The 26,151-nt window shown below is 56.1% G+C and carries 19 protein-coding genes; 12 read left to right on the forward strand and 7 right to left on the reverse strand.

Annotated features, from left to right (window positions below; genetic code table 11):
* On the reverse strand, window positions 1-1,197 hold the full coding sequence (locus OZ656_RS07385; RefSeq protein WP_199457880.1) for an acyl-CoA dehydrogenase family protein: 1,197 nt from the start codon (window positions 1,195-1,197) through the stop codon (window positions 1-3).
* A 320-nt stretch (window positions 1,198-1,517) separates the two neighbouring features.
* Between OZ656_RS07385 and OZ656_RS07390 the strand changes: the two genes are divergently transcribed.
* Window positions 1,518-2,822 (forward strand): DcaP family trimeric outer membrane transporter, encoded by a 1,305-nt coding sequence (locus tag OZ656_RS07390; RefSeq protein WP_278351225.1) that lies wholly within the window; start codon window positions 1,518-1,520, stop codon window positions 2,820-2,822.
* Window positions 2,823-2,989: 167 nt separating this feature from the next.
* Here the strand turns inward: OZ656_RS07390 and OZ656_RS07395 are convergent, their stop codons facing one another.
* Window positions 2,990-4,159 carry an acyl-CoA dehydrogenase gene (locus OZ656_RS07395; RefSeq protein WP_379945145.1) on the reverse strand — a complete coding sequence of 390 codons (1,170 nt, stop codon included), beginning with the start codon at window positions 4,157-4,159 and terminating at the stop codon, window positions 2,990-2,992.
* A gap of 18 nt (window positions 4,160-4,177) precedes the next feature.
* Window positions 4,178-5,383 (reverse strand): 3-oxoadipyl-CoA thiolase, encoded by a 1,206-nt coding sequence (locus OZ656_RS07400; protein ID WP_278351227.1) that lies wholly within the window; start codon window positions 5,381-5,383, stop codon window positions 4,178-4,180.
* A gap of 132 nt (window positions 5,384-5,515) precedes the next feature.
* Between OZ656_RS07400 and OZ656_RS07405 the strand changes: the two genes are divergently transcribed.
* Window positions 5,516-6,877 (forward strand): hypothetical protein, encoded by a 1,362-nt coding sequence (locus tag OZ656_RS07405; protein WP_278351228.1) that lies wholly within the window; start codon window positions 5,516-5,518, stop codon window positions 6,875-6,877.
* Between the two features lie 25 nt (window positions 6,878-6,902).
* Here the strand turns inward: OZ656_RS07405 and OZ656_RS07410 are convergent, their stop codons facing one another.
* Window positions 6,903-7,832, reverse strand: coding sequence for a glyoxylate/hydroxypyruvate reductase A (locus OZ656_RS07410; RefSeq protein ID WP_094624527.1), 930 nt, complete (start codon window positions 7,830-7,832; stop codon window positions 6,903-6,905).
* Between the two features lie 269 nt (window positions 7,833-8,101).
* Between OZ656_RS07410 and OZ656_RS07415 the strand changes: the two genes are divergently transcribed.
* The 7 genes from OZ656_RS07415 to OZ656_RS07445 all read left to right on the forward strand — a co-directional run bounded on the left by OZ656_RS07415 (window position 8,102) and on the right by OZ656_RS07445 (window position 17,864).
* Complete coding sequence (locus OZ656_RS07415) at window positions 8,102-8,929, forward strand: IclR family transcriptional regulator (protein WP_199457883.1); 828 nt, start codon at window positions 8,102-8,104, stop codon at window positions 8,927-8,929.
* Window positions 8,930-9,109: 180 nt separating this feature from the next.
* The gene (locus OZ656_RS07420) at window positions 9,110-11,203 is read left to right on the forward strand and encodes a 3-hydroxyacyl-CoA dehydrogenase NAD-binding domain-containing protein (RefSeq protein WP_278351229.1); all 2,094 of its coding nucleotides are present in this window, start codon (window positions 9,110-9,112) and stop codon (window positions 11,201-11,203) included.
* An 18-nt stretch (window positions 11,204-11,221) separates the two neighbouring features.
* Window positions 11,222-12,406, forward strand: a complete 1,185-nt coding sequence (locus tag OZ656_RS07425; protein ID WP_058091205.1) for an acetyl-CoA C-acyltransferase — start codon at window positions 11,222-11,224, stop codon at window positions 12,404-12,406.
* Window positions 12,407-12,421: 15 nt separating this feature from the next.
* On the forward strand, window positions 12,422-14,224 hold the full coding sequence (locus tag OZ656_RS07430) for an acyl-CoA dehydrogenase (protein ID WP_278351230.1): 1,803 nt from the start codon (window positions 12,422-12,424) through the stop codon (window positions 14,222-14,224).
* Window positions 14,225-14,273: 49 nt separating this feature from the next.
* Window positions 14,274-15,380 carry a zinc-binding dehydrogenase gene (locus tag OZ656_RS07435; protein WP_058342392.1) on the forward strand — a complete coding sequence of 369 codons (1,107 nt, stop codon included), beginning with the start codon at window positions 14,274-14,276 and terminating at the stop codon, window positions 15,378-15,380.
* Between the two features lie 9 nt (window positions 15,381-15,389).
* Window positions 15,390-16,805 carry an aldehyde dehydrogenase family protein gene (locus tag OZ656_RS07440; protein ID WP_278351231.1) on the forward strand — a complete coding sequence of 472 codons (1,416 nt, stop codon included), beginning with the start codon at window positions 15,390-15,392 and terminating at the stop codon, window positions 16,803-16,805.
* An 84-nt stretch (window positions 16,806-16,889) separates the two neighbouring features.
* The gene (locus OZ656_RS07445; RefSeq protein ID WP_278351232.1) at window positions 16,890-17,864 is read left to right on the forward strand and encodes a nitronate monooxygenase family protein; all 975 of its coding nucleotides are present in this window, start codon (window positions 16,890-16,892) and stop codon (window positions 17,862-17,864) included.
* A gap of 43 nt (window positions 17,865-17,907) precedes the next feature.
* Here OZ656_RS07445 and OZ656_RS07450 read toward each other — a convergent pair whose 3' ends face one another.
* Both OZ656_RS07450 and OZ656_RS07455 read right to left on the reverse strand, forming a co-directional pair.
* The gene (locus OZ656_RS07450; RefSeq protein WP_278351233.1) at window positions 17,908-19,905 is read right to left on the reverse strand and encodes a TRAP transporter permease; all 1,998 of its coding nucleotides are present in this window, start codon (window positions 19,903-19,905) and stop codon (window positions 17,908-17,910) included.
* An 83-nt stretch (window positions 19,906-19,988) separates the two neighbouring features.
* A complete protein-coding gene (locus OZ656_RS07455) occupies window positions 19,989-21,143 on the reverse strand; it encodes a TAXI family TRAP transporter solute-binding subunit (RefSeq protein WP_278351234.1) in 1,155 nt (384 codons plus the stop codon).
* A gap of 506 nt (window positions 21,144-21,649) precedes the next feature.
* Between OZ656_RS07455 and istA the strand changes: the two genes are divergently transcribed.
* The 3 genes from istA to OZ656_RS07470 all read left to right on the forward strand — a co-directional run bounded on the left by istA (window position 21,650) and on the right by OZ656_RS07470 (window position 24,864).
* On the forward strand, window positions 21,650-23,191 hold the full coding sequence (istA, locus tag OZ656_RS07460) for an IS21 family transposase (protein WP_303291908.1): 1,542 nt from the start codon (window positions 21,650-21,652) through the stop codon (window positions 23,189-23,191).
* Window positions 23,192-23,201: 10 nt separating this feature from the next.
* Complete coding sequence (gene istB, locus OZ656_RS07465) at window positions 23,202-23,942, forward strand: IS21-like element helper ATPase IstB (protein ID WP_199453430.1); 741 nt, start codon at window positions 23,202-23,204, stop codon at window positions 23,940-23,942.
* A gap of 436 nt (window positions 23,943-24,378) precedes the next feature.
* Window positions 24,379-24,864 carry a DUF3592 domain-containing protein gene (locus tag OZ656_RS07470; RefSeq protein ID WP_379945146.1) on the forward strand — a complete coding sequence of 162 codons (486 nt, stop codon included), beginning with the start codon at window positions 24,379-24,381 and terminating at the stop codon, window positions 24,862-24,864.
* 107 nt (window positions 24,865-24,971) lie between these two features.
* Here the strand turns inward: OZ656_RS07470 and OZ656_RS07475 are convergent, their stop codons facing one another.
* On the reverse strand, window positions 24,972-25,886 hold the full coding sequence (locus tag OZ656_RS07475) for a PEP-CTERM sorting domain-containing protein (protein WP_379945147.1): 915 nt from the start codon (window positions 25,884-25,886) through the stop codon (window positions 24,972-24,974).
* Between the last annotated feature and the right edge of the window lie 265 nt (window positions 25,887-26,151).

Below are 26,151 nucleotides of genomic sequence, written 5' to 3' on the forward strand. Positions count from 1 at the left end.
TTAAAGTCCCAGAATCATTTTCGAAACGATGTTCTTCTGGATCTCGTTTGATCCACCGAAAATAGACAGCTTGCGGTTGTTGAAGTAATGGGCAGCCAGGGGCGCAGCATCCGGGTCAGACAGGAATTCGCCGTCATAGGCCTGGTCCATCTCTTCTTCAACAAACGGAATGGCGTAAGGTCCGATCGCCCGGCGTGCCAGGTCGTTGATGGCCTGGCGAATCTCGGTGCCGCGCACTTTCAGCATGGAACTTTCCGCTCCCGGAACGCCGCCGCCTTCTACCGAGGCAACAATTCTCAGGTTGCTGATCGCTGCTGCCATCAGGTCGATTTCGACCTGCGCGATACGTTGGCTGAAGGTCGGATCCTGAATCAGGGGTTTGCCGTTCTTCACCCGACGGCTGGCCAGCTGCTTGAGGTGTGTCAGCGCTGCCTTGGACAGGCCGATGCCCGCCAGGCCAGTACGCTCGTAGGTGAGCAGGTACTTGGCATAGGTCCAGCCTTTATTTTCTTCACCTACCAGGTTCTCGGCCGGAACCTTCACGTCTTCAAAGAAGACTTCGTTAACTTCATGCTCACCGTCCAGCGTGATGATCGGACGAACGGTAATACCCGGGGTGTTCATGTCGATCAGCAGGAATGAGATGCCTTCCTGCGCCTTCACTTCTGTGTTGGTGCGTACCAGGCAGAAGATCATGTTGGCGTGCTGGCCCAGCGTGGTCCAGGTCTTCTGGCCATTAACGATGTAATGGTCGCCTTCGCGCACAGCCCGTGTTTTCAGGGAAGCCAGGTCAGAACCCGCGCCTGGCTCGGAATAACCCTGACACCACCAGTCTTCGCCGCTGAGAATCCGGGGCAGGTATTGCTGCTTCTGTTCTTCGGAGCCGAACTTGATGATGACCGGAGCCACCATATTTACGCCGAAGGGAATGGAGCGGGGCACGCCGTAACGGCAGGACTCTTCATCCCAGATGTGCTTCTGGACCGGTGTCCAGCTGACACCCCCGTACTGTTCCGGCCAGTGCGTGGCGTACCAGCCTTGCTCGCTGAGAATTTTTTGCCACCGCTGGTGGTCTTCCTTGCTCAGCTTGCGAAAGCCTTTCACCTTGGCTGCGATGTCTTCAGGCAGCTTGGCATCCAGGAATGCGCGAACTTCATCGCGGAAAGCCAATTCCTCGGCTGTGTAATTCATGTTCATAGGTAACCCTCACCGTGCTCGTAGCGAAAATGTATACCGCATAGCAGAATTGTTCCATGATCCATCAACCAAACGGTGGATGTCAATGCTAACGGAATCAACTGTCAAAAAAATGCATCGTTGTATGCATGCAAAAAGATAAATGGACTTGTTGATCTAAAATTCTTCATCTATATTCGTTGGCGTGGAATATGGTACTGCATAATGAAATGCAAATAACCCAGCACCCCGCTGTGCGGAATTGTTGCGGTAGGGTCTGTACCAGTCCCGGAGATTTAACAATAAAGACGCTAACCAACTCCGATGCGAGGTTTTTCAAGATGACAACAACAACAACCCGTTTTGCCACCCATCCGCTGGTCCGCGCCGTAGCCCTGGCGGGTGCACCTCTGCTGATGCTTGGCTCGGTAACTGCCCAGGCGCAGAGCAACACAGAGCTGGAAGAGCTGCGTGAGCGCATCCAGGTTCTGGAAAGTCATGTGTCGACTGCCCCTGAGGCGCGGGACGACAACCCATATCTGTTACGTGAAGGCAAGGGGATGAAGATTGGTGATACCACGATTACATTTGGCGGGTTCATCAAGGCCGATGTGATTTTCGGATCCAACGGTAATGGAACCCCCAACGGTTACTCCATTGCTTTGCCCCGGACGCTTGCCAAGGCGGCCAATGAAGGTGAAAGCGACTGGAAAACAGGCTTCTCTATCCGTGAATCTCGTATCAGCATTGGTACCAAGACCGAGGATGTTGGCGGCCATGATTGGACCACGTACATCGAAATGGATTTCAACACCGCGGAGGATGCTCCCGGCAATGAAGTTGTCACAAACGGCTATAATGCGCGCGTTCGGCAGGCGTTTGGCTCCTGGAATGGTTGGGATTTTGGCCAGACCTACACAACCTTTACCGATCTGTCTGCATTGCCAGAGATTCTGAACCAAGGTAAACAGGCTGCCTTTATCTATGCCCGACAGCCGATGCTCCGCTATAACATGTCCGCTCCGGGTGGCAAGTTGATGGTCGCCCTCGAAAACCCGGAAGATGGTTTTGGCTCTGAATCCTATGGCGATCAGTCCTATCCGGATCTCGTAGCGCGCTATCAGACTCGCGGCAACTACGGTTTCTACTCTGTTGCGGCCCTGCTGCGCTATCTGGAAGATGATGCTGCGGAGGACACCAAGGCAGCCGGTGCTGTATCTCTGAGTGCCCGTATTCCTACGTTTGGGCGTGATGACTTGCGTCTGCAATACAGCTATGGAGCGCTTGGCCGTTACATGGGGCTGTTCACCTACCCGGATGTGGATCGGGCTGAGCAGGCGGCCGGAAAGGTTGAGCCGCTGAATACCTACGGGGTCACTGCGGCCTACCGTCACTTCTGGAATTCAGCCTGGAGAAGTAACCTGTCGGTTTCCCATACCGAGATTGTGGACGATCTGGACTTCTCTCCTGCAGGGACTCTCAGCTATTTCGACTCCTCCACCTCAGTCCACGTTAACCTGCTGTGGGCCGCTCATGAGAACCTGGCTCTGGGTCTTGAGTATGCCTACTGGGACTTTGGCGAGATCGCCGGCAGCGGCAGTCAGCAGTATGAGCAGGTAATGGCTTCCGCCAAGTTGGCATTCTGATCAGCGATTTCCGTTGAGTTAAAACGAATATTAGGTATTTCATCGCTTGCCCCGGGTGCGCTGCACGCCGGGGCTTTTTTATGCCAGCGCGAGAAGTTTAGGCCTCGAGGCGCCGGGCACAAAAAACCCCTCTACGGAGGGGTTCAGGAGTGCTGTTTCCGGAGGGATCAGCTGAAGGCCTGAATACCGGTCTGACCACGGCCCAGAATCAGGGCATGGACGTCGTGGGTGCCTTCGTAGGTGTTAACTGCTTCCAGGTTCATGACGTGGCGGATAACGTGGTATTCATCTGCAATACCGTTACCACCGTGCATATCGCGGGCTACGCGGGCGATGTCCAGGGCCTTGCCACAGTTGTTACGCTTCAGAAGAGAAACGGAATCCGGGGTGGCAATGCCTGCATCCATCATGCGGCCCAGCTGCAGCACAGACTGTAGTCCGAGGGTGATTTCAGTCTGCATGTCTACCAGCTTCTTCTGGATCAGCTGGTTGGCGGCCAGAGGCTTGCCAAACTGCTTACGCTCCAGGGTGTAGTTGCGGGCTGCATGCCAGCAGAATTCCGCAGCACCCAGGGCGCCCCAGCTGATGCCGTAGCGAGCCTTGGTAAGGCAGCTCAGGGGGCCTTTCAGGCCTTCAACTTCCAGGCGGTTTTCTTCAGGAACGAAGACTTCGTCCATAAAGATAGAGCCGGTGTCGGATGCGCGCAGGGAGAATTTGCCCTGAATCTTCGTAGTTTCCAGACCCTTGGCGCCTTCGCGCTCGATCACAAAGCCGTTTACCACGCCGTCCAGCTTGGCCCAGACCACACAAACGTCGGCAATCGGGGAGTTGGTGATCCAGGTCTTGGAGCCGCTCAGTAGGTAGCCGCCGTCAACTTTCTTGGCGCGGGTTTCCATACCACCGGGGTCAGAGCCGTGGTTGGGTTCGGTCAGGCCGAAGCAGCCAACAAACTCGCCAGAGGCCAGTTTCGGCAGAAGGCGCTTTTTCAGCTCTTCTTTGCCGTAAGAGAAGATCGGGTACATCACCAGTGAAGACTGTACGCTCAGGGCCGAGCGGTAGGCAGAGTCTACCCGTTCAACTTCCCGTGCGATCAGGCCGTAGCACACGTGGTTCAGGCCGGGGCCGCCGTACTCTTCCGGCAGGGTGGCACCCAGCATGCCCAGTTCACCCATTTCGGTGAAGATGCTGCGGTCGAATTTTTCGTGGCGGTTTGCCTCGACGATGCCGGGCATCAGACGGTTATCGCAGAAGCTGCGAATGCTGTCGCGTACCTGACGCTCGGTTTCGTCCAGTTGTGATTCAAAGTTCAGCAGGTCATCCCAAGGTGCGGAAGCCATTGTTGTTCTCCTGAAAAGTTAGTTGGAAACCCGTTCAATTACAGCAGCAATGCCCTGGCCTACACCAATGCACATGCTGATCAGAGCGTAACGGCCACCGGTACGTTCGAGTTGGCGTACCGCCGTCAGGGCAATCCGGGCGCCGGAAGCGCCAAGAGGGTGCCCCACGGCGATGGCGCCGCCGTTCGGGTTGAGTCTGGAATCGGAAGGATCGATTCCCAGTTTGGTGGTGCAACCGAGAACCTGGGCGGCGAACGCCTCGTTGATCTCGATTACATCCATGTCTTTTAGTGTCAGGCCTGCCCGGGCCAAGGCTTTCTGGCTTGCCGGAACCGGGCCGTACCCCATTACATTGGGCGCAACGCCGGCGATGGCAGCCGATACGATACGTGCGCGGGGCTGGATGCCAGCCCGCTTGCCGGCTTCTTCGGAGCCGATAATCAGGGCGGCAGCACCATCGTTCACGCCGGAGGCGTTGCCGGCAGTAACCACGCCATCTTCAGCCAGCGAGCGAAGATTGGAAAGCGCCTCGAGGTTGGATGTAGGCCTTGGATGCTCGTCGTCCTGTACGGTCAGTGGCGGTTGTTTGCGGCCCTGAGGTACAGAAATGGGCAGGATCTCGTCTTTGAAAAAACCGTCCTGGCGGGCGGCTTCATAGCGGGCCTGGCTTTGTGCGGCAAAGCGATCCACTTCCAGTCGGCACAGATTCAGCTCGCGTGCGATGTTGTCTGCGGTTTCCGGCATGGTGTCCGAGCCGAACTGGCGTTCGATCAGCGGGTTCGGGAAGCGGGCACCAATGGTGCTGTCAAAGGCGCGGAATTCACGGCTGTAAGGTGATTCGGACTTGGCCAGCACAAACGGCGCGCGGCTCATGCTCTCGGCACCGCCGGCTACGAACAGGTCGCCTTCGCCACAACGGATAGCGCGGGCAGCATCGATGATGGCGGCAAGGCCAGAGCCGCAAAGCCGGTTCACGGTCTGGCCACCGGTTTCGACCGGCAAGCCTGCCAGCAGTCCGGCGTGTCGTGCCAGGTTGCGGGCATCTTCACCGGCCTGGTTGGTGCAGCCGGCAATCACGTCTTCATAATTCTCCGGAGCAAAGGCGTTGCGCTCAATGAGTGCGCGAACGACCTCGGCCAGCAGGTCGTCGGGGCGAACCTTGGCCAGGGCGCCTGCATGCCGCCCAAATGGTGTTCTCAAGCCATCATAGATGTATGCGTTCATAAGAATTGCCGTATCGATTATGGTTAGGTAATTCCGAACTGCGGAATATAGTTTTGTAAATGATATTGGAAAAGACTAATCTGGGTCTATCTCAATTGCAAGAATTGTTCATCATTGGTGGCTGACTGGTTTATGAATGGAACTCTTCGCTGGCTGCTGGCTTGTGCCGTGGTCATGGAGCTTGTCGCGATTTGTCTGCAGAGCAAAGCCCTTAGCGCCTCTGCCGGGCTGGTATTCATCCTGGTGTTTGTTCTGGGCGCGATGCGCCTTCAGGTCTATGCAAGGACGTTGTTCCTGCTTTCCCTCACGTTTAGTGCTGGTTTGTTTGTGACCGGCCGTCTCGGAATGGACGGTGCCCTTGATGCGTTGTCGGATGCAGCGTTCTATTCGGCGTTTTTGGGCAGCCTGGGGATGATGCAGTGCCTGGTGCGCCGCTTTGAAGTCCTCAGGCGTATCCACGATGTGCTGCTCGGGGGTCGGGTATCCCTTTTATACCCAAAGTATGCGGCGGTGAGCTGCGGTATTGCTTCGGTACTCAGTTTCGGAATGATGAGCCTTCTATGTGGCACACTCGCGGATAGCCTGAAGGAGAGGGGGATAGAGGGCGCGGCAAGACTGCAGTGGCTCAGGAGTGTGCTGATCAGCGCCTTGCGGGGGTTTGCCCTGGTGCCATTGGTGGCACCCACCAGCGTAGCGGTTGCGATTCTCACGCGAGAGCTGCCCCAGCTCAGCTGGTCTTCTCTTTTGCCTTTCGGCTTTGTGGCAGCTTTGCTGATGATTGTGGTTGGCTGGGTGCTGGAAAGGCAGCGCTTCCGGGAAATCAGTAGTGAACGGGTTGCGCTCGACGGCTGGCCTGAAGGAACGGGCAAACTGACGCTTCTGGTTCTGGTGGTGTTTGCCTGTATGGCTTTGCTGGTTGCCTTGGCGGGCGTGAAGGTGTCGGTGGCTGCCATGTTGGCTGTTCCGGCTGTCACTTTGTCTTATATGTTGTTGCAGGAACGCTCTCCGGTGGCGGCATTGGCAGAAGGGGTAGGGCAGTTGGCGGTGATGTCCAACGAAATGGCGATCTTTGCCGGCTCAGCCATGCTTGGGGTATCGATTGCCACTGTGGTGCCGGCAGATCTGTTGAACGGACTTGTGGTGAGCGGCTGGGGTAGTTACCTGATTGCAGCCGCAGGGCTGCTGATCATGCCGCTGTTCTCCATGGCTGGGGTGATTCCGATTACCGTGCTCAGCGTGCAGTCGGGCATGCTTGCGCAACTTGTGGCTAGCGGGGCTGACCCGATGCTGGTGGCAATTGGCCTGGTTATTGGTTTCTCACTGGCAATGATGGTGTCGCCGTTCGGGCCGTCGGTGATGTTGCTGTCACGGTTTGGTCAGGTTTCCCGTAACGTAGTGGCCTTTCAGTGGAACGGTGTTTTTGTCTTGCTGGTGGTGCCGCTGTTGCTGTTATTGCTGGCGGTGTTTGCGGTACTTCTGCCGGTCCTGGGTTGACCGGCAGAGTCGGCTCGCGGGTTAGTCAGTAGCCACGGGCTATGTCGACTATTCCTGTGATGGGGTGCCCGCTGGCATGGTCCCGGATTTTCCCGGTGATCTGCTCCAGCGTGGCATCCCGAAGAGTTCGCGCCGAAATGTGCGGCGTGATTGTGATGTCGGTTCGCTCCCAGAATGGGTGGCCAGCCGGCAAAGGTTCCTTGCGGAACACATCCAGGGAGGCCCGCTGCAGTTTCTCCTCATCCAAGGCCCTGAGCAGGTCTTCTTCCACGAGGTGCTCCCCCCGGCCGACGTTGATCAGCACCGCGCCCGGCTGGAGCTGGCTGAACAGGTCGTAGTTAAGGATGTTTTCGGTTTCGCTGGTCAGTGGCAGGGTGTTAACCAACACTCGCGTTGCCCCCAGAAACTCTCCGAGTTGCCCGTTGCCTGCAAAGGTGCGCACGCCTTCTACCGTGTGCTCACTCCTGGCCCAGCCGTTTACCGTATAGTCCAGGCTTGCCAGTGTGCTGGCCACACGCTTGCCAATGTGCCCAAGCCCCATAATGCCGATGGGCCACTCTTTCCGGCTGATGGGGCGGTGTATCTTCCACAGCCGCTGGCGTTGCTGATCCCGGTACAGCTCCATCTGCCGACTGACTTCCAGTATCTGGTGCAGTACATGCTCGGCCATCTGTACCGACATGCCGGCATCTTCCAGTCTTACCACGGTAAGGTCTGCCGGCAGGTTGGGGACTTTCAGCAATCCGTCGATACCGGCGCCCAGGTTGAACACGGCCTTCAGGCGGGTTTCACGCTCGAACAGCTTCGCCGGGGGCTGCCATACGATGGCGTAGTCTGCATTAATCGCCGGTCCGTCCGGATCCCAGACATAAATGTCTGCTTCTGGTAGCAGTTGTTTGATAGGTACGGTCCAGCGCTCTGGTTTGGGATCGCCCGCTACAAAAAGTACCTTCATACATGCTCCTGAGTATGGTTTGTTGTCGTGCATATGACTTGGTTCCGCATTGCAGAATAAAGTATCGCTATACTATGGTAAAGGTTGCCCGGGTTTCCGTCATGGCTATTTCGTGGCATCGGGTAATGCCAGTGTTTCGAATCTGGCATGAAATTTGATGGCAGATTGTGGTTCTTGAGTTTCTCATAGACTAGAATATGTCCACTTTTCACGCCCACGGTTCACAGGCTATCCGTGACAGGCAACGCAGTTCAGGAAATAGGCAAGTTATGGCAAAAAAACAGCAGGACAACTCACCGGAGTTGAAAGTAGCGTCTGGCGATGGCAAGCCCGTTCAGCCGGGCAAGGATCGCAAGTTTGTAGAGGCGCTGTCCCGGGGGCTCGATGTACTGCGCGCTTTCAGTCAGGGATCTGTGATTCTAGGTAACCAGGATATCGCCAGGATTACTGGCCTTCCCAAGCCTACCGTTTCCCGGATGACATACACTCTGACCAAGCTTGGCTACCTGAGTTATAACCAGCAGTTGGAAAAATATCAGCTCAGCTCGGGCGTACTGGCTTTGGGCTATGCCTATGTGTCGAATTTGAAGGTTCGTCAGCTTGCCAAGCCTTACATGGATGAGTTCGCCCGGCAAACCAACATGTCGGTTGGTCTCACCTGTCGCGACCGTTTGCACATGATTTATGTCGAGAATCGCCTGCCACCGGAAGCAACACTGCTGCGCATGGATATCGGTTTGAAGTTGCCTATGTCTACAACCTCTGCCGGCCGAGCGTATTACTGTGCCGTTAGCGACCCGGCCCGCAAGCTGATCGACGATGCCATGGCTGAGAAGTACGGTGAAAAGTGGCCGACTATTAAAGAAGGCCTGGACCAGGCGATGGAAGATTACCGGGAGCACGGTTTCTGCCTGTCGCTGGGAGATTGGGATCGAAATATCAACTCGGCCGGTGTGCCTATCCACCTGCAGGATGGCACTACCATGGCTTTGACCTGCGCTGCACCCTCGTATCTGGTGCCGGGTGACAAGTTACGCGACTCCTACGCTCACCAGCTCGCCATGCTGGCCCGTGATATCGAGTCGCTCGGGGTCTAGTGCCGGGCGCCGGTAGCAAGCCGGCACAGAGTGAGATGAAAGTGAAAACCGCAGATGAGAATCTGCGGTTTTTTTATACCTGAACCAAAACGGTGGTTGAAATGAGGGGTAAACTTGTATTAAATCGTTAAATGATTTCGCTAGATAAAACCATATTTCATCAAAAGGCGAGGGGAGATTATGTCTGAGGTTGTTGCTTATACCCGTGAAGGGAATGTCGGTGTCATTTCCGTAAACTACCCGCCGGTTAATGCGTTGAGCCATGCGGTGCGTGCCGGTCTGGTTGCCGCCCTGGAGCAGGGACAGAAAGATGCAGGGGCAGACATCCTCTTGCTGGTCTGCGAAGGCAGAACCTTCATTGCGGGCGCGGATATCCGCGAGTTCGGAAAGCCTCTTCAGGAACCCGGCCTCCCCGATGTGATCAATGCCTATGAATCAAGCGACAAGCCCATTGTTGCCGCTATTCATGGCACCGCTCTGGGCGGTGGCCTGGAAACGGCTCTGGGTTGTCACTATCGGGTTGCCCTGGCGTCTGCCAAGGTGGGTTTGCCTGAAGTAAAGCTTGGTCTGTTGCCCGGTGCTGGCGGTACCCAGCGCCTGCCTCGCCTTGTGGGTGCCCAGAAGGCACTGGAAATGATTACGTCTGGCAACTTCGTAGGCGCCAGAGACGCGCTGGCTCTGGGCATTGTTGATGCTGTTGAAGGCGGTGACGATATTCGCCAGGTTGGGCTGGCCTATGCGCGGAAACTGGCAGCTGAAGGTGCTCCGGTGCGCAGGGTGCGTGATATTGCCGACAAGGTTGAAGCTGACAAGGGCAGCGATGTCTTTGACCAGTTCCGTGCTGGCCTGGCCAAAAAAGCCCGTGGCCTGTTCTCTCCTTTCAAGTGTGTCGACGCCGTAGAAGCAGCTTTCACCTTGCCGTTTGCCGAGGGCCTGAAGCGTGAGCGTGAACTGTTCAAGGAATGCATGGAATCGCCGCAGCGTGCTGGCCTGATTCATTCGTTCTTTGCCGAGCGCGAGGTTTCCAAGGTCAAAGGCCTGGCCAAGGATACTCCGGTACGTGAGGTGAAGAGTGTGGGTATTATCGGTGCCGGCACCATGGGTGGTGGTATTGCCATGAACTTCGCCAATGTGGGCATTCCTGCCACCATCGTTGAGGTCAAACAGGACGCGCTTGATCGAGGCCTTGCCGTAATTCGCCGCAACTACGAAAACTCCGCCAAGAAAGGCAAGCTCACTGCAGAGCAGGTGGAAGAGCGCATGGGGCTGATCAAAACCAGCCTGAGCTATGACGATTTCCGTGATGTAGATCTGGTGATCGAAGCCGTATTTGAGAATATGGCTATCAAGAAAGAAATCTTCGCCAAGCTGGATGAAGTGTGTAAGCCGGGCGCTATTCTGGCGTCCAACACCTCCACCCTCGACATTGATGAAATTGCCTCTGCTACCAAACGCCCGGAAGACGTTGTGGGTATGCACTTCTTTAGCCCGGCTAACGTAATGAAGCTGCTGGAAAATGTTCGTGGCAGCAAGACGTCTGACGAGGTGAAGGCCACTGTGATGGCCGTAGCGAAGAAAATTAACAAAGTCGGAGTCATGGTCGGTAACTGTCACGGCTTTGTTGGCAACCGGATGCTGCATAAACGCGGTGCCGAGGCCATGGCGCTTGTAAACGAGGGTGCTTCGCCGCAGCAGGTGGACAAGGTACTGACCGACCTCGGCTTCCCGATGGGGCAGTTTGCGATGTCTGACCTGGCCGGCATTGATGTCGGTTATCGTATTCGTGAAGAGCGTCGTAACGCCGGTGAAGATGTGCCGGCCAGTTGGATGGACAAGCTGGTTGAGCAGGGTCGTCTGGGACAGAAAACCCAGGCTGGCGTTTACAAATATGAGGAAGGTAGCCGCGCGCCGGTTGTCGACCCGGAAGTGGAACAGCTGATTGAAAGCTTCCGCGAGGAACAGGGGATCGTAGCCCGGGAGGTTACCGACCAGGAAATCCTTGAGCGTTGCATGTACGTAATGGTCAACGAAGGTGCCAAGATCCTGGAAGAAGGCATTGCCGACCGGTCACTGGACATCGATGTGGTCTGGATCTACGGATATGGTTTCCCCGCGTATCGTGGCGGCCCCATGTTCTGGGCAGATCAGGTTGGGCTGGACAATATTCTGGCGGCAGTGAAGAACTACAACAGCACAGTGGGTGGCGAGCAGTGGAAGCCTGCACCGTTGCTCGAGAAGCTGGTGGCGGAAGGCCGCAAGTTCAGCGATCTATAATTATAAGGAGTTCATCTTATGTCTGATGCTGTCATCGTTTCGACCGCGCGTACCGGCCTTGGCAAGTCCTATCGTGGTGCCCTGAACAACACGCACAGTGTTGATCTGGCCGGGCACGTTATCCAGCACGCCGTTGAGCGTGCAGGAATCGACCCTGCCATCGTTGAAGATGTCATTCTGGGCGCAACCTTTCACGAAGGTTGTCAGGGCAAGAACATGGCACGCCTGGCGGCTATTCGCGCCGGGCTCCCGGTTACTACGGCCGGGCTGTCAATTAACCGGTTCTGCAGCTCCGGCCTGCAATCCATTGCTATTGCTGCCCAGCGCGTAATGTCGGAGAAAGTACCTGCCATCGTGGCTGGTGGCGTTGAGTCCATCTCCCTGGTTCAGAACGACAAACTTAATGGCTTCCGTGCTACTAACGAATGGCTGATGAAGAACAAGCCGGAACTGTACCTGTCGATGATCGAAACGGCCGATATTGTCGCCCAGCGTTACAACGTAAGCCGTGAAGCCCAGGATGAGTACGCACTGATTTCCCAGCAGCGCACCGCCGCGGCCCAGCAGTCCGGAAAGTTTGACGACGAAATTGTGCCTTTTGACGCCACTATGCTGGTTAAAGACAAAGAAACCGGTGAAGTGAGCGAAAAACAGGTAACTCTGGACCGGGACGAATGCAATCGCCCGAATACTACATTGGAAGGGTTGGCCTCACTGGACGCGGTACGTGGCCCGGGCCAGTTTGTTACCGCGGGCAACGCCAGCCAGCTTTCTGATGGCGCCTCCGTCTGTACGGTCATGGACAGCACCTATGCCGAAAAGCACAACATTGAGCCTATGGGCATTTTCCGTGGCTTTGCTGTTGCGGGCTGCGAGCCCGACGAGATGGGTATCGGCCCGGTGTTTGCTGTTCCACGCCTGCTTGCCCGCAACGGCCTGACCATGGACGACATTGACCTGTGGGAACTGAACGAAGCCTTTGCATCCCAGGTGGTCTACTGCCGCGACCGTCTGGGTATTCCGATGGAAAAGCTGAACGTGAATGGCGGCTCTATTTCTGTGGGTCACCCCTATGGTGTGAGTGGTTCCCGCCTTACCGGCCATGCCCTGATTGAGGGCAAGCGCCGGGGTGCCAAATATGTGGTGGTCACCATGTGCATTGGCGGCGGTCAGGGCGCAGCCGGCCTGTTCGAAGTGGTATAAACGGAGAGCGCCGTCATGCAGCAGAAAATCGTCAGTACCCGGGACCTGGCTTTCCAGCTTTATGAACTTCATGAAGTAGAGAAGGTGCTCAGATTTGAGCGCTATCAGGACCATAGTCGTGAAACGCTGCAGGCGGCGCTGGACCTGGCGCTGAAAGTTGCCGCAGAGGAGTTCGCACCCCATGCTCGCTTGGTGGATGAAGAAGAGCCGACCTTCGAGAATGGCCGTGTGCACATGCGCCCGGAAGTTCACAAGGCGCTGGACGTACTGAAAAGTACTGGTCTGATGGCGGCCAGCCAGGACTACGAGCGCGGTGGCATGCAGTTGCCCAGTGCGGTTGCCCAGATGTGTGTGGGGATGCTCAAAGGAGCCAACGTAGGGACTCAGGGCTACGCCGGGCTGACTATTGCGGCAGCTAACCTGATTCTCGCCCATGGCTCCGACGAGCAGAAAAGCCGCTACGCCGAGCCGATGCTGGCGGGGCGTTTTTTCGGCACCATGTGCCTGACCGAGCCCCATGCAGGATCCTCTCTGGGAGATCTGCGCACTCGCGCGGAGCCGCAGGCGGATGGCAGTTATAGGTTATTTGGTAACAAGATCTACATCTCCGGTGGTGATCACGAGCTGAGCGAGAACATCATTCATATGGTACTCGCGCGTTTACCTGGGGCCCCGGCCGGCGTAAAAGGAATTTCCCTGTTTCTGGTGCCGAAGGTCCTGGTTAACGAAGATGGCTCTTTAGGCGAGCGCAATGATGTCGCCCTGGCTGGCCTGATTCACAAAATGGGATACCGTGGCACGACGTCTACCATGTTGAACTTTGGTGAGGCAGCGGGGGCGGTCGGGTATCTGGTTGGCGCGCCCCACGAGGGCCTGGCTGCCATGTTCCATATGATGAACGAAGCCCGGATTGGTGTTGGCCTGGGCTCGGTGATGCTGGGTTACACCGGCTATCTTCATGCGCTTGAGTATGCCCTCGAGCGGCAGCAAGGGCGTCCGGTTGGAGAGAAGGATCCGGAAAGCCCCCAGGTGCCTCTGATCCGCCATGCTGATATCCGGCGCATGCTGCTGGCCCAGAAGGCCTATGTGGAAGGTGGGCTGGCGCTCTGTCTGCAGGGTGCAGTATTGGTGGACGAGAAGAAGTTTGCGGAAACTGGCGAGCAGCGTGAGCTTGCCGCCGGGCTGCTCGACTTGCTCACGCCAGTGATCAAGTCCTGGCCTTCCCGTTATTGTCTCGAAGCTAACAGCCTGGCAATTCAGGTGCATGGTGGCTACGGCTACACCCGGGAATATCCGGTAGAACAGTTCTACCGGGATAACCGGCTTAACCCGATCCACGAGGGCACCCATGGTATTCAGGGCATCGACCTGCTTGGTCGCAAGGTTTCCATGGCCGATGGCCGGTATTACCGCGAACTGGTGCGCAGGATTGAAGCCACTATTGCCGAGGCCCGCAAGCAGGAACGGCTGGCTTCTAATGCCGGGCTGCTTGAGCGGTCCCTGTCAGCAATGGTTGAAGCTACCCGGGTGATCAATGAGGTAAAGGCCTCCGGTGACAAGGAAAAAGCACTGGCAAATGCCACTCTGTACCTGGACGCCTTCGGGCAGGTGGTTGTCGGCTGGCTCTGGGTGCGACAGGCCTTGAAAGCCCTTGTCGGACTAGGCGGGGCCGGTGAGCAGACGGAGGGCTTCTATCAGGGTAAGTTGCGCGCCTGCGATTATTTCTGCCGGTACGAATTGCCCGGAGTGGTTGCAACGGCTGAGTTGCTGCAATCGGTGGACTCAACGGCACTGGATATGTTTGACGAGGCATTCTGACGGGCCTCGCCAACTCTGAATCAACACAAAAACAACAGGAGTCAGGGTAATGGACAGACAAGCAAAGGCGGTGGTCTGCCGGGAGTGGGGCAAGCCGGTACAGGTCGAACAGATTACGGTGGACGGACCAAAACGGGGCGAGATAACCATCAAGGTTGCCGCCTGCGGCGTGTGCCACAGCGACCTTTCAGCCACCACTGGAAAGATTCAGTATCCACCGCCATTGGTGCTGGGCCACGAGGCGGCCGGTGTGGTGGTTGAAGTTGGCGAGGGTGTGGAAGGCTTCAGTGAAGGCGACCACGTTGTTAGTTCGTTTATCTCAATGTGCGGCAAGTGCCGCCAGTGTGTGCGTGGCCATCCGGTTCTGTGTGAAAGCGCCCGCAAGGCGATGTTTACACTGCCCGATGGAACCGTTCGAACCCGCGACAGTCAGGGCGAGCCCTTGAATGTGTTCGGCGCCTGTGGCGTGATGGCGGAGTATGCAACCCTGCATGTGGATAACTGCGTGAAGGTTGCAGAGGATGTGCCACTACAGAACGCCGCATTGGTGGGCTGTGCCGTGATGACCGGTGTGGGTGCTGTATTTAATACTGCCGGGCTGGAGCCGGGTTCCAGGGCTGCGGTGTTCGGTATTGGCGGTGTTGGCCTGAACGCCGTTCAGGGCTGCGCAACCGCCGGTGCCGAAATGATTGTGGCGGTGGACAACAACCCGAAAAAGCTCGCCATGGCGCGGGAATTCGGTGCCACCCACACGATTGACCTCAATGAAGTGGACGATGCCGCCAAGGCCATCAGAAAACTGACCGGCGGCGTGGATTACGCCTTTGAGTGTGTTGGTGCCGGTGCCGTGGTTGAGCAAGCCTATAAGTCTCTCGGGCGCGGTGGTACCGCTGTCGTGGTAGGGGTCGCTGACCCGAAAGACAAAACCTCGATTACTACGCTCACCCTGCCGGCCGACGAGCGCACCCTGAAGGGCAGCTGGCTGGGTTCAGCCCGGCCGCAACACGATTTCCCGCGGCTTCTAGGTTTGTACCGTGCGGGTAAGCTTAAACTCGATGAGCTGATCACCCAGACTTACTCCATAGATGAAGCTGTTCAGGCCTTTGACGACATGATCTCCGGCAAGAACGCGCGTGGCGTGATTGTCTTCGACTGAGGGAAAAACATGAAGATTCTGAACAAGAACTACATCAATGGTAGCTGGGTCGACTGGAACGGCGACATGGCGGATGTGCATGAAGCGGCCACCGGCGACGTGATTGCCCGGGTGCCCATGTCCGATCCGGGGCAGATGGAGCTTGCAATTGCCGCTGCGCATGCAGCATTTGAGGCCTGGTCTGAAAGTTCTGTAGAGCAAAGGGTGAACGTGCTTGGCCAGCTGCATGCTGGACTCAAGCAAAGGGCACCGGAAATTGCGGAAGCGGTCAGCCGGGAAGTGGGCATGCCACTGAAGCTTGCCACGGCAATCCAGGCTGGCCTGCCGGCAACTGTAACCAAGACCTATACCGATATGTTGCCGGAGTTTCCGTTCGTTGAGCAGTCTGGTAACTCGGAAGTGCAATATGCGCCGGTCGGAGTGGTGGGCTGTATTACGCCCTGGAACTACCCGCTGCATCAGATCATTCTGAAGGTAGTACCGGCGATTGCTGCCGGCTGCACCGTCGTGCTGAAGCCCTCTGAGATTGCGCCGCAGGCAGCTTTTATCCTCGCAGACATTCTGGATGAAACCGACCTGCCGGCGGGAGTGTTCAACATGGTATGCGGGGCCGGGCAAACCGTTGGTGAAACCCTGATCCGGCATCCGGATGTACGCATGGTGTCTTTTACCGGATCCACTCGTACCGGCCACACGGTTGCCCACGCCGCTGCAGATGATTTCAAGCGAATTGCGCTGGAAATGGGCGGCAAATCGGCATCGGTTGTATTGCCGGATGCGGACCTGGAAGCCGCAGTAAAAGGCACAGTGAGCAACTGCCTGCTCAACTCCGGACAAACCTGCACCGCCCTGACCCGGCTGCTGGTGCCCGCCGATCGCCATGACGAGGCGTGCAAGCTGGCGGCTGCAGCCGCGGCCCGAATGACTCCGGGTAACCCGCTGGATGAAACTACCCGTTTGGGCCCCTTGGCCTCCTCGCAACAGCGGGACCGGGTGGTGGATTACATCCGGCTCGGTGTTGCCGAAGGCGCAACCCTGATGGCCGGCGGTCCGGATTCGCCGGACGGTCTGGACAAGGGATACTTTGTACAGGCAACCGTCTTTGGCAATGTAGATCCGAACAGCACAATCGCTCAGGAAGAAATATTCGGTCCCGTGCTGTGCGTGATTCCCTACAGCGATGAGGCCGAAGCCTTGCGTATTGCCAATGGCACAGCCTATGGGCTGTCCGGAGCAGTCTGGTCGGCAGATCAGGAAAGGGCGAAGGCCTTTGCTGCAAAGCTCCGGACCGGTCAGGTGTCCGTGAACGGTGGCGGCTTTAACCCGCTGGCTCCCTTTGGTGGCTTTGGCCATTCCGGTATCGGACGGGAGTTCGGCAAGTGGGGGCTTGAGGAGTTTCTGGAAGTTCGCTCGCTGCAGCTGTAATCGCAAGACAACGAAGGAGCCGCAGCAGCGGCTCCTTCACGTTTAAGGGCCGGAAATGTTTATCAACAACAAAAGAGTGATGCCGTGAAAACACGAATTACGGAATTATTTGGAATCGAGCACCCGATCGTACAGGGTGGCATGCACAACGTAGGCTTTGCCGAACTGGCATCGGCAGTCTCCAATGCCGGTGGTCTGGGCATGATTACCGCCCTGACCCAGCCTACGCCTGAACATCTCGCCAGTGAAATCGCCCGCTGCCAGCAGATGACGGATAAACCCTTCGGTGTAAACCTGACCTTCCTGCCGTCCTTCAACGCGCCGCCTTACCCCGAGTACATTGACGTTATCATCCGCAGTGGTGTCAAGGCGGTTGAAACCGCCGGCCGCAGCCCCGAGCAGTACATGGAGCAGTTGAAGGCTGCGGGTATCAAGGTTATCCACAAGTGCACATCTGTTCGCCACGCTTTGAAGGCCGAGCGAATCGGTTGTGATGCCGTCAGTGTGGACGGCTTTGAATGCGGCGGCCATCCCGGTGAGGATGATGTGCCAAACTTCATTCTGCTGCCCCGTGCAGCCGAAGAGCTGACGATACCTTTTATTGCATCTGGCGGGATGGCCGATGGTCGGAGCCTGGTAGCGGCTATGGCATTAGGTGCCGAAGGTATGAATATGGGCACCCGTTTTCTGGCCACCAAAGAGGCGCCGGTTCATGAGAACGTGAAGCAGGCAATTGTGGAAGCCAGTGAACTGCAGACCCGGCTGATCATGCGCAACCTGAAGAACACCGAGCGGGTGATGGATAACGCCGCCGTGCGGGAAATCATCCGGATTGAGAGTGAAAAGGGTGATCAGGAAACTATTGACGATATCCGTCACCTTGTCACAGGTGCAAAGGGTAAGCTGGTGTTGCAGGAAGGCAAGATGGATGAAGCTGCCTGGAGTTGTGGCATGGTTGTTGGGTTGATTAATGATATCCCTTCATGCGATGAGTTGGTCCGCAGAATCATGGAAGAGGCTGAAGGGATTGTGCGCCAGAGACTTTCCGGCTTTTTGTAATTGAATTGCCCGGAGGGTGTGTCACCCTCCGGGCAGGACCGTCTCAGGCCAGGGCCTTTTCCCTTCTTTCGTATTTCTTGTGCGTCAGTGCGGCGGCGATGACCGCAGGAATGATCAACGCAGCACTAATAAGAGACAATTCCAGATTGGTCAGCGGAACCGGTCCGCCACCGGGGATGGCAAGGATCATGCCACCGGCAATGAGTCCCAGCCGGATTGGCCATTGCAACAGCTTGCTTGCTGCCAGAGAGCCTACCCCGATCAGCCAGCCTTGCATGGCCGATGCTATCAACGTTACCCCAATCAGTGCTTGTACAATCACCAGGAGAATCTCGCTCCAGGTACCCTGAAAGATCAGCGCTGGATTAAGCACAAACAGGAATGGGATAAAGTAGATCACGCTGCCCAGCCGCATGGCTTCCACACCGGTTTTCATTGCGTTGGAGCCGGCAACCGTTGCAGCGGCAAAGGCGCCCAGGGCAACCGGTGGGGTGATGAAGCTGAGCATGCCCCAGTAAAGGATGAACAGGTGAACGGCCAGGGGATCCATTCCGCCGCCGTTTATCAGGGCCGGTGCCAGCGCAACCGCCAGGAAAATATAGGCAGCTGTAACCGTCATGCCGATACCGAGCACAAAGCTGGTCAGCGCTCCCATCAACAGCAGTACCAGGGTGTTGCCACCGGCAAGGTAGATAAGGTCATTGGCAATAGTGCCTGACAGCCCGGTAACCGACAGTGCACCTACCAGCAAGCCAACACCGGTGAGGATCGCGATCAGCTCTGCAAACAGCTTCCCTGACTCTGCGAAGAAGTCCTTCACGTCTTGCCACTTCCAGCGCTGGTAGGGCAGTACCTGGTTGATCACCAGCAAGAGAACCGTTGCAAAGAATGGTGCCGTGGCCTCTCGTCGCAGGAAGAACAGCATCCAGATCAGCAGGGCAAACACGAAGATGAAGTACCAGCCTTCCTTTAATGTCTGCCTGAGTGACGGCAATTCGCTGGCCGGCAGGCCCTGAAGTTTGTTGCGCGCAGCATAGGCATCAATCTGGATAAACAGGCCGAGGAAATACAGTGCGGAGGGCACGACTGCCGCCAGTGCAATGGTGCCGTAGGGAATGTTCAGGAACGCGGCCATGATGAACGCGGTGGCACCCATAACCGGTGGCATCAGAACGCCGCCTGTAGAAGCGCAGGCTTCTACGCCGGCTGCGTAGGAACGGCTGAAGCCGACTCGGCGCATTGCCGGAATTGACATCACTCCGGTTGTCATCACATTAGTGATTACGCTGCCGCTCATGGATCCCATGAGGCCGCTGGAGAAAACCGCAACCTTTGCCGGTCCGCCCCGAACATGGCCCAGCAATGCGAAGGCCAGGTTGATAAAGAAACGACCGCCGCCGGTTTTCTGCAGGGCGACGCCAAACAGAAGGAAGCCGATCACGATGTTGGCAAAGGCTTGTAAGGGCACGCCCATGATGCCTTCTCGACTCATGGCCATGTAGATCGCGGTCTGGTCGGGGGCGGATGGAAACCCCTGGATGGGGCCCGGCAGCTTGTCTGCAAATATCGGGTACAGGCTGGCGACACCGACAATCATGGCAATCGGCAGGCCGCCGGCCCGACGAATGGCTTCGATGACGGTAACCCAGAACAGGAAGCTGAACACTACGGCGTATTGTGGTGCCGCGTATTCCCAGCCGTAATCCAGAATAGTTTCCGCGTTGTAGACAAAGAACCCGCAGATAACCGAGGCGGCAAGGAACAGGATGATGTCGTACCACGGAACCTTGTTCCGGGAAGCGTGGCGTGACATTGGCCAAAGCAGAAAAACCAGCGGTAGCATAAGTGCCACCACCACATAGAAAAACTGGCTTTCCACTTTGGTAACAATATTGATCAGCTGCAAATTGAACAGGTAGTCAATCGTCAGCAGTGTCAGGACAAGAGTTGCAACCCTGGGGACCCATGGCCATCCGCCGGAAAGCCGCCGGATGCCGCTGACGTTTTCTTTCGATGGTTCAGTGTTGTGTGTTTCAGACATGCAGTAAGACTCCTGAAAGAACTCCGGTGTAACAGACCCCTTGTCTTTACACCGGAATCAGGTTTCAACAAGGACAGCAGGTTTTACCGGAATACCGGATTCATGCCAGCCGCTTGAAGTGCTTCTGCCCGCGCCGTCATCCAGCCCTTTTTGAAGGCTTCCTTGTCGGCAGGCGGGTTGGCCTTGGTGTAGCTCTCCCAGGTGTCCAGGAGGATATTCTGGCGCTGTACCAGCATGTCCTGGTGCTGTTGCATGTCTTCCGTCCAGTGGCCGATTTCCTTGTAGTAGTCGACGACCACATCATGCAGCGGGATGACCCAGTTGAGATTCTGGTTCTCCAGCGCATAGCCTGCATTGCCCGGTGCGGAGTCCTTGTACTTGTCGTAATCCTCGGTGAAGACACGAATCAGCCCGTCCACCAGTTTTTTATCGGCATCGGCGTTGGCGATGATGATGGGGTAGGGGTAGCTGGAACCAATCCACGGCTCATCCTTGCTGATGCCGGCGCCGGAAGTAACCCGGTGCGGTTGGAAATAGGGAGCCACGGAGCGCAGTCGCTCCCAGCCCTCGGTGTCCTCAGGATCAAGCTCCAGCCAGGATATACCGCGCGGGCTGGCGGAAAGCTGTTGTGGGCCGCCGGCGACAGAAACGGTAAATGCGGTATCGCTTTGATTGGCAACAATGCCTTCAAAGGCCCTGCCGTATCCCGGGAAGTCTACCCGCTCCACGTCATCCCAGGTGAGGTCGCCAAAGGCCAGCATGGCTTCGGTGCCGAGGTTCAGGGCATCGTCACCACGAATGTAGGAAATGCGTTTGCCCTTGAGGTCATAGGGGGTTTCTACGCCGATATCGCCGGCTACAGCAATGCTCAGGCCAAAACTGGCAATGGAGGTGGTAATAACCCGAACCGGCTGCGGCCCCCAGTTGTCCTCGGAGAACATCAGTACGCCTTCGGCGGCGTAATAAGCGGCAATGCCACAGGAACAAACAGGTACGCGCCCGGTTTTAAGTGGTGTCATCCGAGAAACGTCGTTCTCGCCGGGCAGGATCCGCAGGGATACGCCGTACTCATTACGTAGCAGGTTGCCGATAGAAACCATCTGGCTATAACCTGCTGAGCTGGTGCCATAGGCAGTCATTCCGATGGTGGCTGGCAGATCGACATTTTCTGCAGCCCACGCAGTGGTTGCGCTCCCGGCAAGAAGAGAAATTAAAATGATATTTTTTGTTGTCATCATGTATGCGCTCTTTTGAGGTTATTGTTTTGCTGTGCAGAATAGAATTCTGAATTAAGATTTAGTGTAGTCAGGCTTTTGTCTGTGTGTCAATTGATGTGATCGACGACTAATTTCCTGCGCGTCGTTGTCAGGTCTGTAAGAGGCTGATAGGTTTCCATCAAGCTGGGTGGACCTGTCGGGCCACCGACAGGTGGGGCCAATTTTGTTAGTAAGTTACTAATTTGTAACGATAAAGTGCCCGTAAGACACGCATCCCCCTATTGCATATTACGGCCCATCATGAACACCCATTCCGGACGAACGTGAACACCGATTCTGGTTCAACGTGAACAGTCATTCCGATTGAAGGTGAACACTTTTCCGGATTTTCCGGAATCGGTGTTCACGATGCCGGAATCAGCGTTCACATTCCCGGAAACGGTGTTCACGTTCAACCGGAATCCTTCTTAACGCATTGTTTATTAGACCGTTTGCTACTCTGACTCCTTTTTCTGGGGAGCGGAGTTGTGCCAGCAAAGAGAATTCTAATGCGTAAAATCAGAGAGGTGCTTCGCCTAAGGCTGGAAGCCGGGCTCTCGATCCGGCAGATCAGTGCCAGCACCAAGACCAGTGTCGGGGCCATCCAGAAGCTGTTAGCCCGGGCCGATGCCCTGAACCTCAACTGGCCGTTGCCCGAGGATTTGGACGATGGCCGCCTTGCGGCCCTGTTCTATCCCAGTGCCGATCCCACCACATCGACTCGCTACCAGGTGCCTGACTGGGCCACCGTTCATCAGGAACTCAAGCGTAAAGGGATGACCAAGCAGCTGTTGTGGGAGGAATACACAGCTCAGTATCCCAATCGCTGTTACAGCTACTCCCAGTACTGTGACCGTTATCGGCAATGGCTGAAGCAGCAGAAGCGCTCCATGCGCCAGACCCATAAGGCCGGGGAGAAGTGCTTCGTGGATTACTGCGGCCCGACCGTGCCGATCATCAACCCGCAGACCGGTGAGGTACGCACCGCTCAGGTGTTCGTGGCGGTGCTTGGGGCCTCCAACTACACCTACGCTGAAGCCACCTGGAGCCAGAGTTTGCGAGACTGGCTATCCAGTCACGTGCGTACCTTTGAGTTCTTCGGTGGCATTCCGGAGATGGTCGTGCCGGACAACCTGCGCAGCGGTGTCAGCAAGGCCTGTCGGTACGATCCAGAGCTAAACCCCAGCTACCAGCAACTGGCCGAGCACTATCAGGTGGCCATCCTCCCGGCCAGGCCCTACAAGCCCAAGGACAAATCGAAGGCGGAGGTCGGCGTGCAAATCGTGGAGAATTGGATCTTGGCCCGGTTGCGTCACCACACCTTCTTCACTCTCGCCGAAGCCAACCAGTGCATCCGGTCACTGCTTGAAGAGCTGAACAGCCGCCCGTTCCGGCGGCTCCCGGGTAACCGGCAAACCGCCTTCGAGACACTGGATCAGCCAGCCCTGCGTCCCTTGCCGAAACAGCCCTATGAGTACGTCGAGATCCGGCGTTGCCGGGTCAATATCGATTACCACATCGAGTTCGACCAGCATCATTACTCGGTACCGCACCAGTACGTGGGCGAGCAGGTGGAAGTCCAGGCCAGCGATCATCTGGTGCAGGTCCACTTCCGGCAACGCCAGGTGGCAAGTCACCCACGGCGTCACAGGCCGGGCACCACCACCGAAGCCGGTCATATGCTTGCCCGGCATCGAAAACAGCAGCAGTGGACCCCGGGGCGTCTCAAGAACTGGGCCCGGGACATCGGGCCAGACACGCTGATCTGGGTCAGTGATCGACTGGCTGAGCGGGAACACCCGGAGCAGGCCTACCGGGTCTGTCTCGGGTTGCTCAACCTGACTCGGGAGTACCCCAGCCAACGCCTGAATGCCGGCTGCCGCATCGCCAATCGGGAAGGTCTGAACCGGCTGAAGCACATCAAGGCCATTCTCCGGAGCAACCGGGACAAGCTGCCGGAGCAGTTGTCCCTGAACGCCGAACTCCCTCAACACCACGAGAATATCCGTGGCCCGAAGAGCTTCCACTAGGACATTACCCATGAGCACAACACAGACCCTGGCACGACTGAAAGACCTGAAGTTAGGCGGCATGGCTGCCGCCCTGGAACACCAACAAAACCAGCTGGGCACCTACGACGAACTGCCGTTCGCGGAGCGCCTGGAACTGCTGCTTGACCGAGAGTTCCAGACCCGAGAGCACCGGAAACAGGACCGCCTGGTACGCCAGGCCCGCTTGAAGCTCCGTGCCTCGATCCAGGACATCGACTACCAGCACCCCCGCAACCTGAAGAAAGCTCAGGTGGCCCAGCTGGCTCAGACCGACTGGCTGGAGCGTGGCCAGAACCTGTTGATCACCGGCCCCTGCGGCAGCGGGAAAACCTACCTGGGTTGTGCACTGGGGCACCAGGCCTGCCTGAACGGCCTCAGTGCCCGGTATTACCGGATCTCCCGGTTACTGCTGGAACTGACTCAGGCCAAAGCTGACGGCACCTACCAGAAGACGCTGAACCAGCTGGCCAAAGTGAAGCTGCTGATCCTGGATGACTGGGGACTCGAAGCCCTAAAACCGGCACACCGAAACGATCTGATGGAGATCATGGATGACCGTCACGGCACGCACTCAACCATGATCATCAGCCAACTGCCTACGGATCAGTGGTATGCCGCCATCGGCGATAACACCCTGGCTGACGCCATCCTGGACCGGCTCATGCACAACGCCCATCGCTGGGCTCTGAAGGGGGAATCGATGAGAAAACGACTTCAGGAAATTGACTGAACGTGAACACCCGGAGTAAAAACTCCGGTGGGTGATGCGTTAAGAAAAATGGTGTTCACGTTCAACCGGTATGGGTGTTCACGTTCGCCGGAATACGCACCTATCCTTGTTGGGTTGAGCAGAGGGCTTCAGAGTTCTATCCAGAGATCAGTCGTTGCGCCAGGTCTGAGCGTCATCTTTGTGCGGGTAGGTATCACTCGTCAGCACCCTTACTAGACGAGAATCGCGGGCGGTTGGCCTTGTAGTACTCAATTATGCTGCTTCGAATCCCATAATTTTTCATAAACTTGATACATTCTGAATGTCCGCTTTGCGACCTTCACTTGGGTTAGTCAGAGTCGAATGATCACGCTGCGCAAGGGCAAGAAATTTGTTTTATCCCCTTAGAAAATACGGAAAATAGGCAGATCACTCCTCAACCAACAGAGCAAACTGCGTGGAATACCTCATCACGATGTGGGATCTGGCTAGAGCCGGCGAAAAGCAAGGTGTTCTGTTTTTCATTGCCGTTTACTGCTTTTTGATCATGAGTATTTCGCTCATAGGCCAGTTGCGAATGCGGCAGTGGCCTTCAGTCACAGGCAAATTGCTGGAAGGCGGCCCCCGCACCATCGGCGGGAGCGATCGATATGACGCTGATACTCGTTATGTGGTCAGCGCCCTCTACGAATATGAGATCAGCGGTAGAAGGTATCAGGGCAAACGTGTCTCACCCTGGATCTTCGTCACCAATCGAAACGCCAAAGGTATTCTCGATCATCAGTTCAAAAGCGTGGATCGACAGGGGGGCTTGGTAAAGATTTTTTATAACCCAAACAATCCGAAGAAAAGCACGCTGTTGAAACCCGGAAAATTCGGACTCTGCATCTCTTTCGTGATTTGGATAGGTCCGATGCTTTCCTACCTTACCTCATACCATTGAAATCCGAGAGTAGATCTGACAGTTGAAACTGGAATCCTACTATTCGCTTTGCGACCGTAGCAGCTAAACATAAGCGAACATAAATATTCGAAAGATTTCAATGTGCGTTAGACCCTTCGAGCATTGACTTGATCTCCTGTATTTCGGCAATAATGACGACGGATTTTCAGGAGCAAGAGTCCGAGCAGTAAGAGATAAAAAGGACTGGGTTCTGGCACTTCAACCGGATTGTCGAGATACCGATAATCTTCAGCGAGAATAACAGAAGCGTTGGCTGCCCCCTGGCTGTTGAGAACAAACGTCAGTAGGTTGTGTGTGCCGGTGAAGAGGCGGGAGTCCACTCCCGCAAAATAGAGTTCATTTTGCCGGTATGAGTCATTGGAGGTCTCCCAAATTAGCTGATCATCTAAAAAAATGCTTAGCCAATCGCCATCGCCGATATCTTCCCAAAAAAATGGAATGTAAAAGTCGCCGGAAAATGGAAGCGGATCAAAGTTGGTAATAGGCACCATGACAAAATCTGGTGAGGCTTCGGTCATCACCTCACCGGTAATCTCAATCTGTCCCCTGATGCCGCCACCTCCCAATCCCCGCTGTTTCCTCTCATACCTGATATTTCTTTCAGCATCATCATACTTTTGTCGAACCCGCGTTTTAATTTGGTCTTTCAACAGTTCCAACAAATTAACGTCGCTAGGCAGCGGTTCGGAAAAAACGTCGCCCATATCTGAAGGAGTCGCCCGAGCCAAATCGATCTCAAATCCAGCATCAACGCCGGGATTAGGTCCCAGGGTGGTAGATGCTCCGCGTGTGCCACGGATCTGACCATCTTCCAGGAGGTTACAGATGAATTCTTGGCGCAGGTGGGTAGCGTTTGCCGTTATTCGAGTATCAACAACCACCCATTCAGCATCGTCGACACGCTCCTCTACGCATGGAGCTGCGTACAATAACGATGGGATGGCAAAGGTTAGGCAACCGCAAACAGCGACCAAGAAGGACCTGACTGATTTAACGCGCATATTTAAGTCTCCCTGGCAAATTTAACCAGCGTTTTTTAGCCAAGTGGTGCTGATGCAAGTTAACTGCCAATGGCCAAAGACTTGCGCGGAATTATTTTCTTAAGTTTCAGGCCGACAAAACGGACTCGACCTTTTTGTAAAAATAATCGACGGGTTGGGATTGGGGGCATGATGTTGCGTGATTGTGTCCTTGCAGCTGATCACAATTCAGCAGTGCAGATAGAGAAGGCTGGTTGAAGCTCGGAATCACTTTATCTGAATGTTC

The sequence above is a fragment of the Marinobacter sp. LM1 genome, from assembly GCF_042763285.1.
Classification (GTDB): domain Bacteria; phylum Pseudomonadota; class Gammaproteobacteria; order Pseudomonadales; family Oleiphilaceae; genus Marinobacter; species Marinobacter nauticus.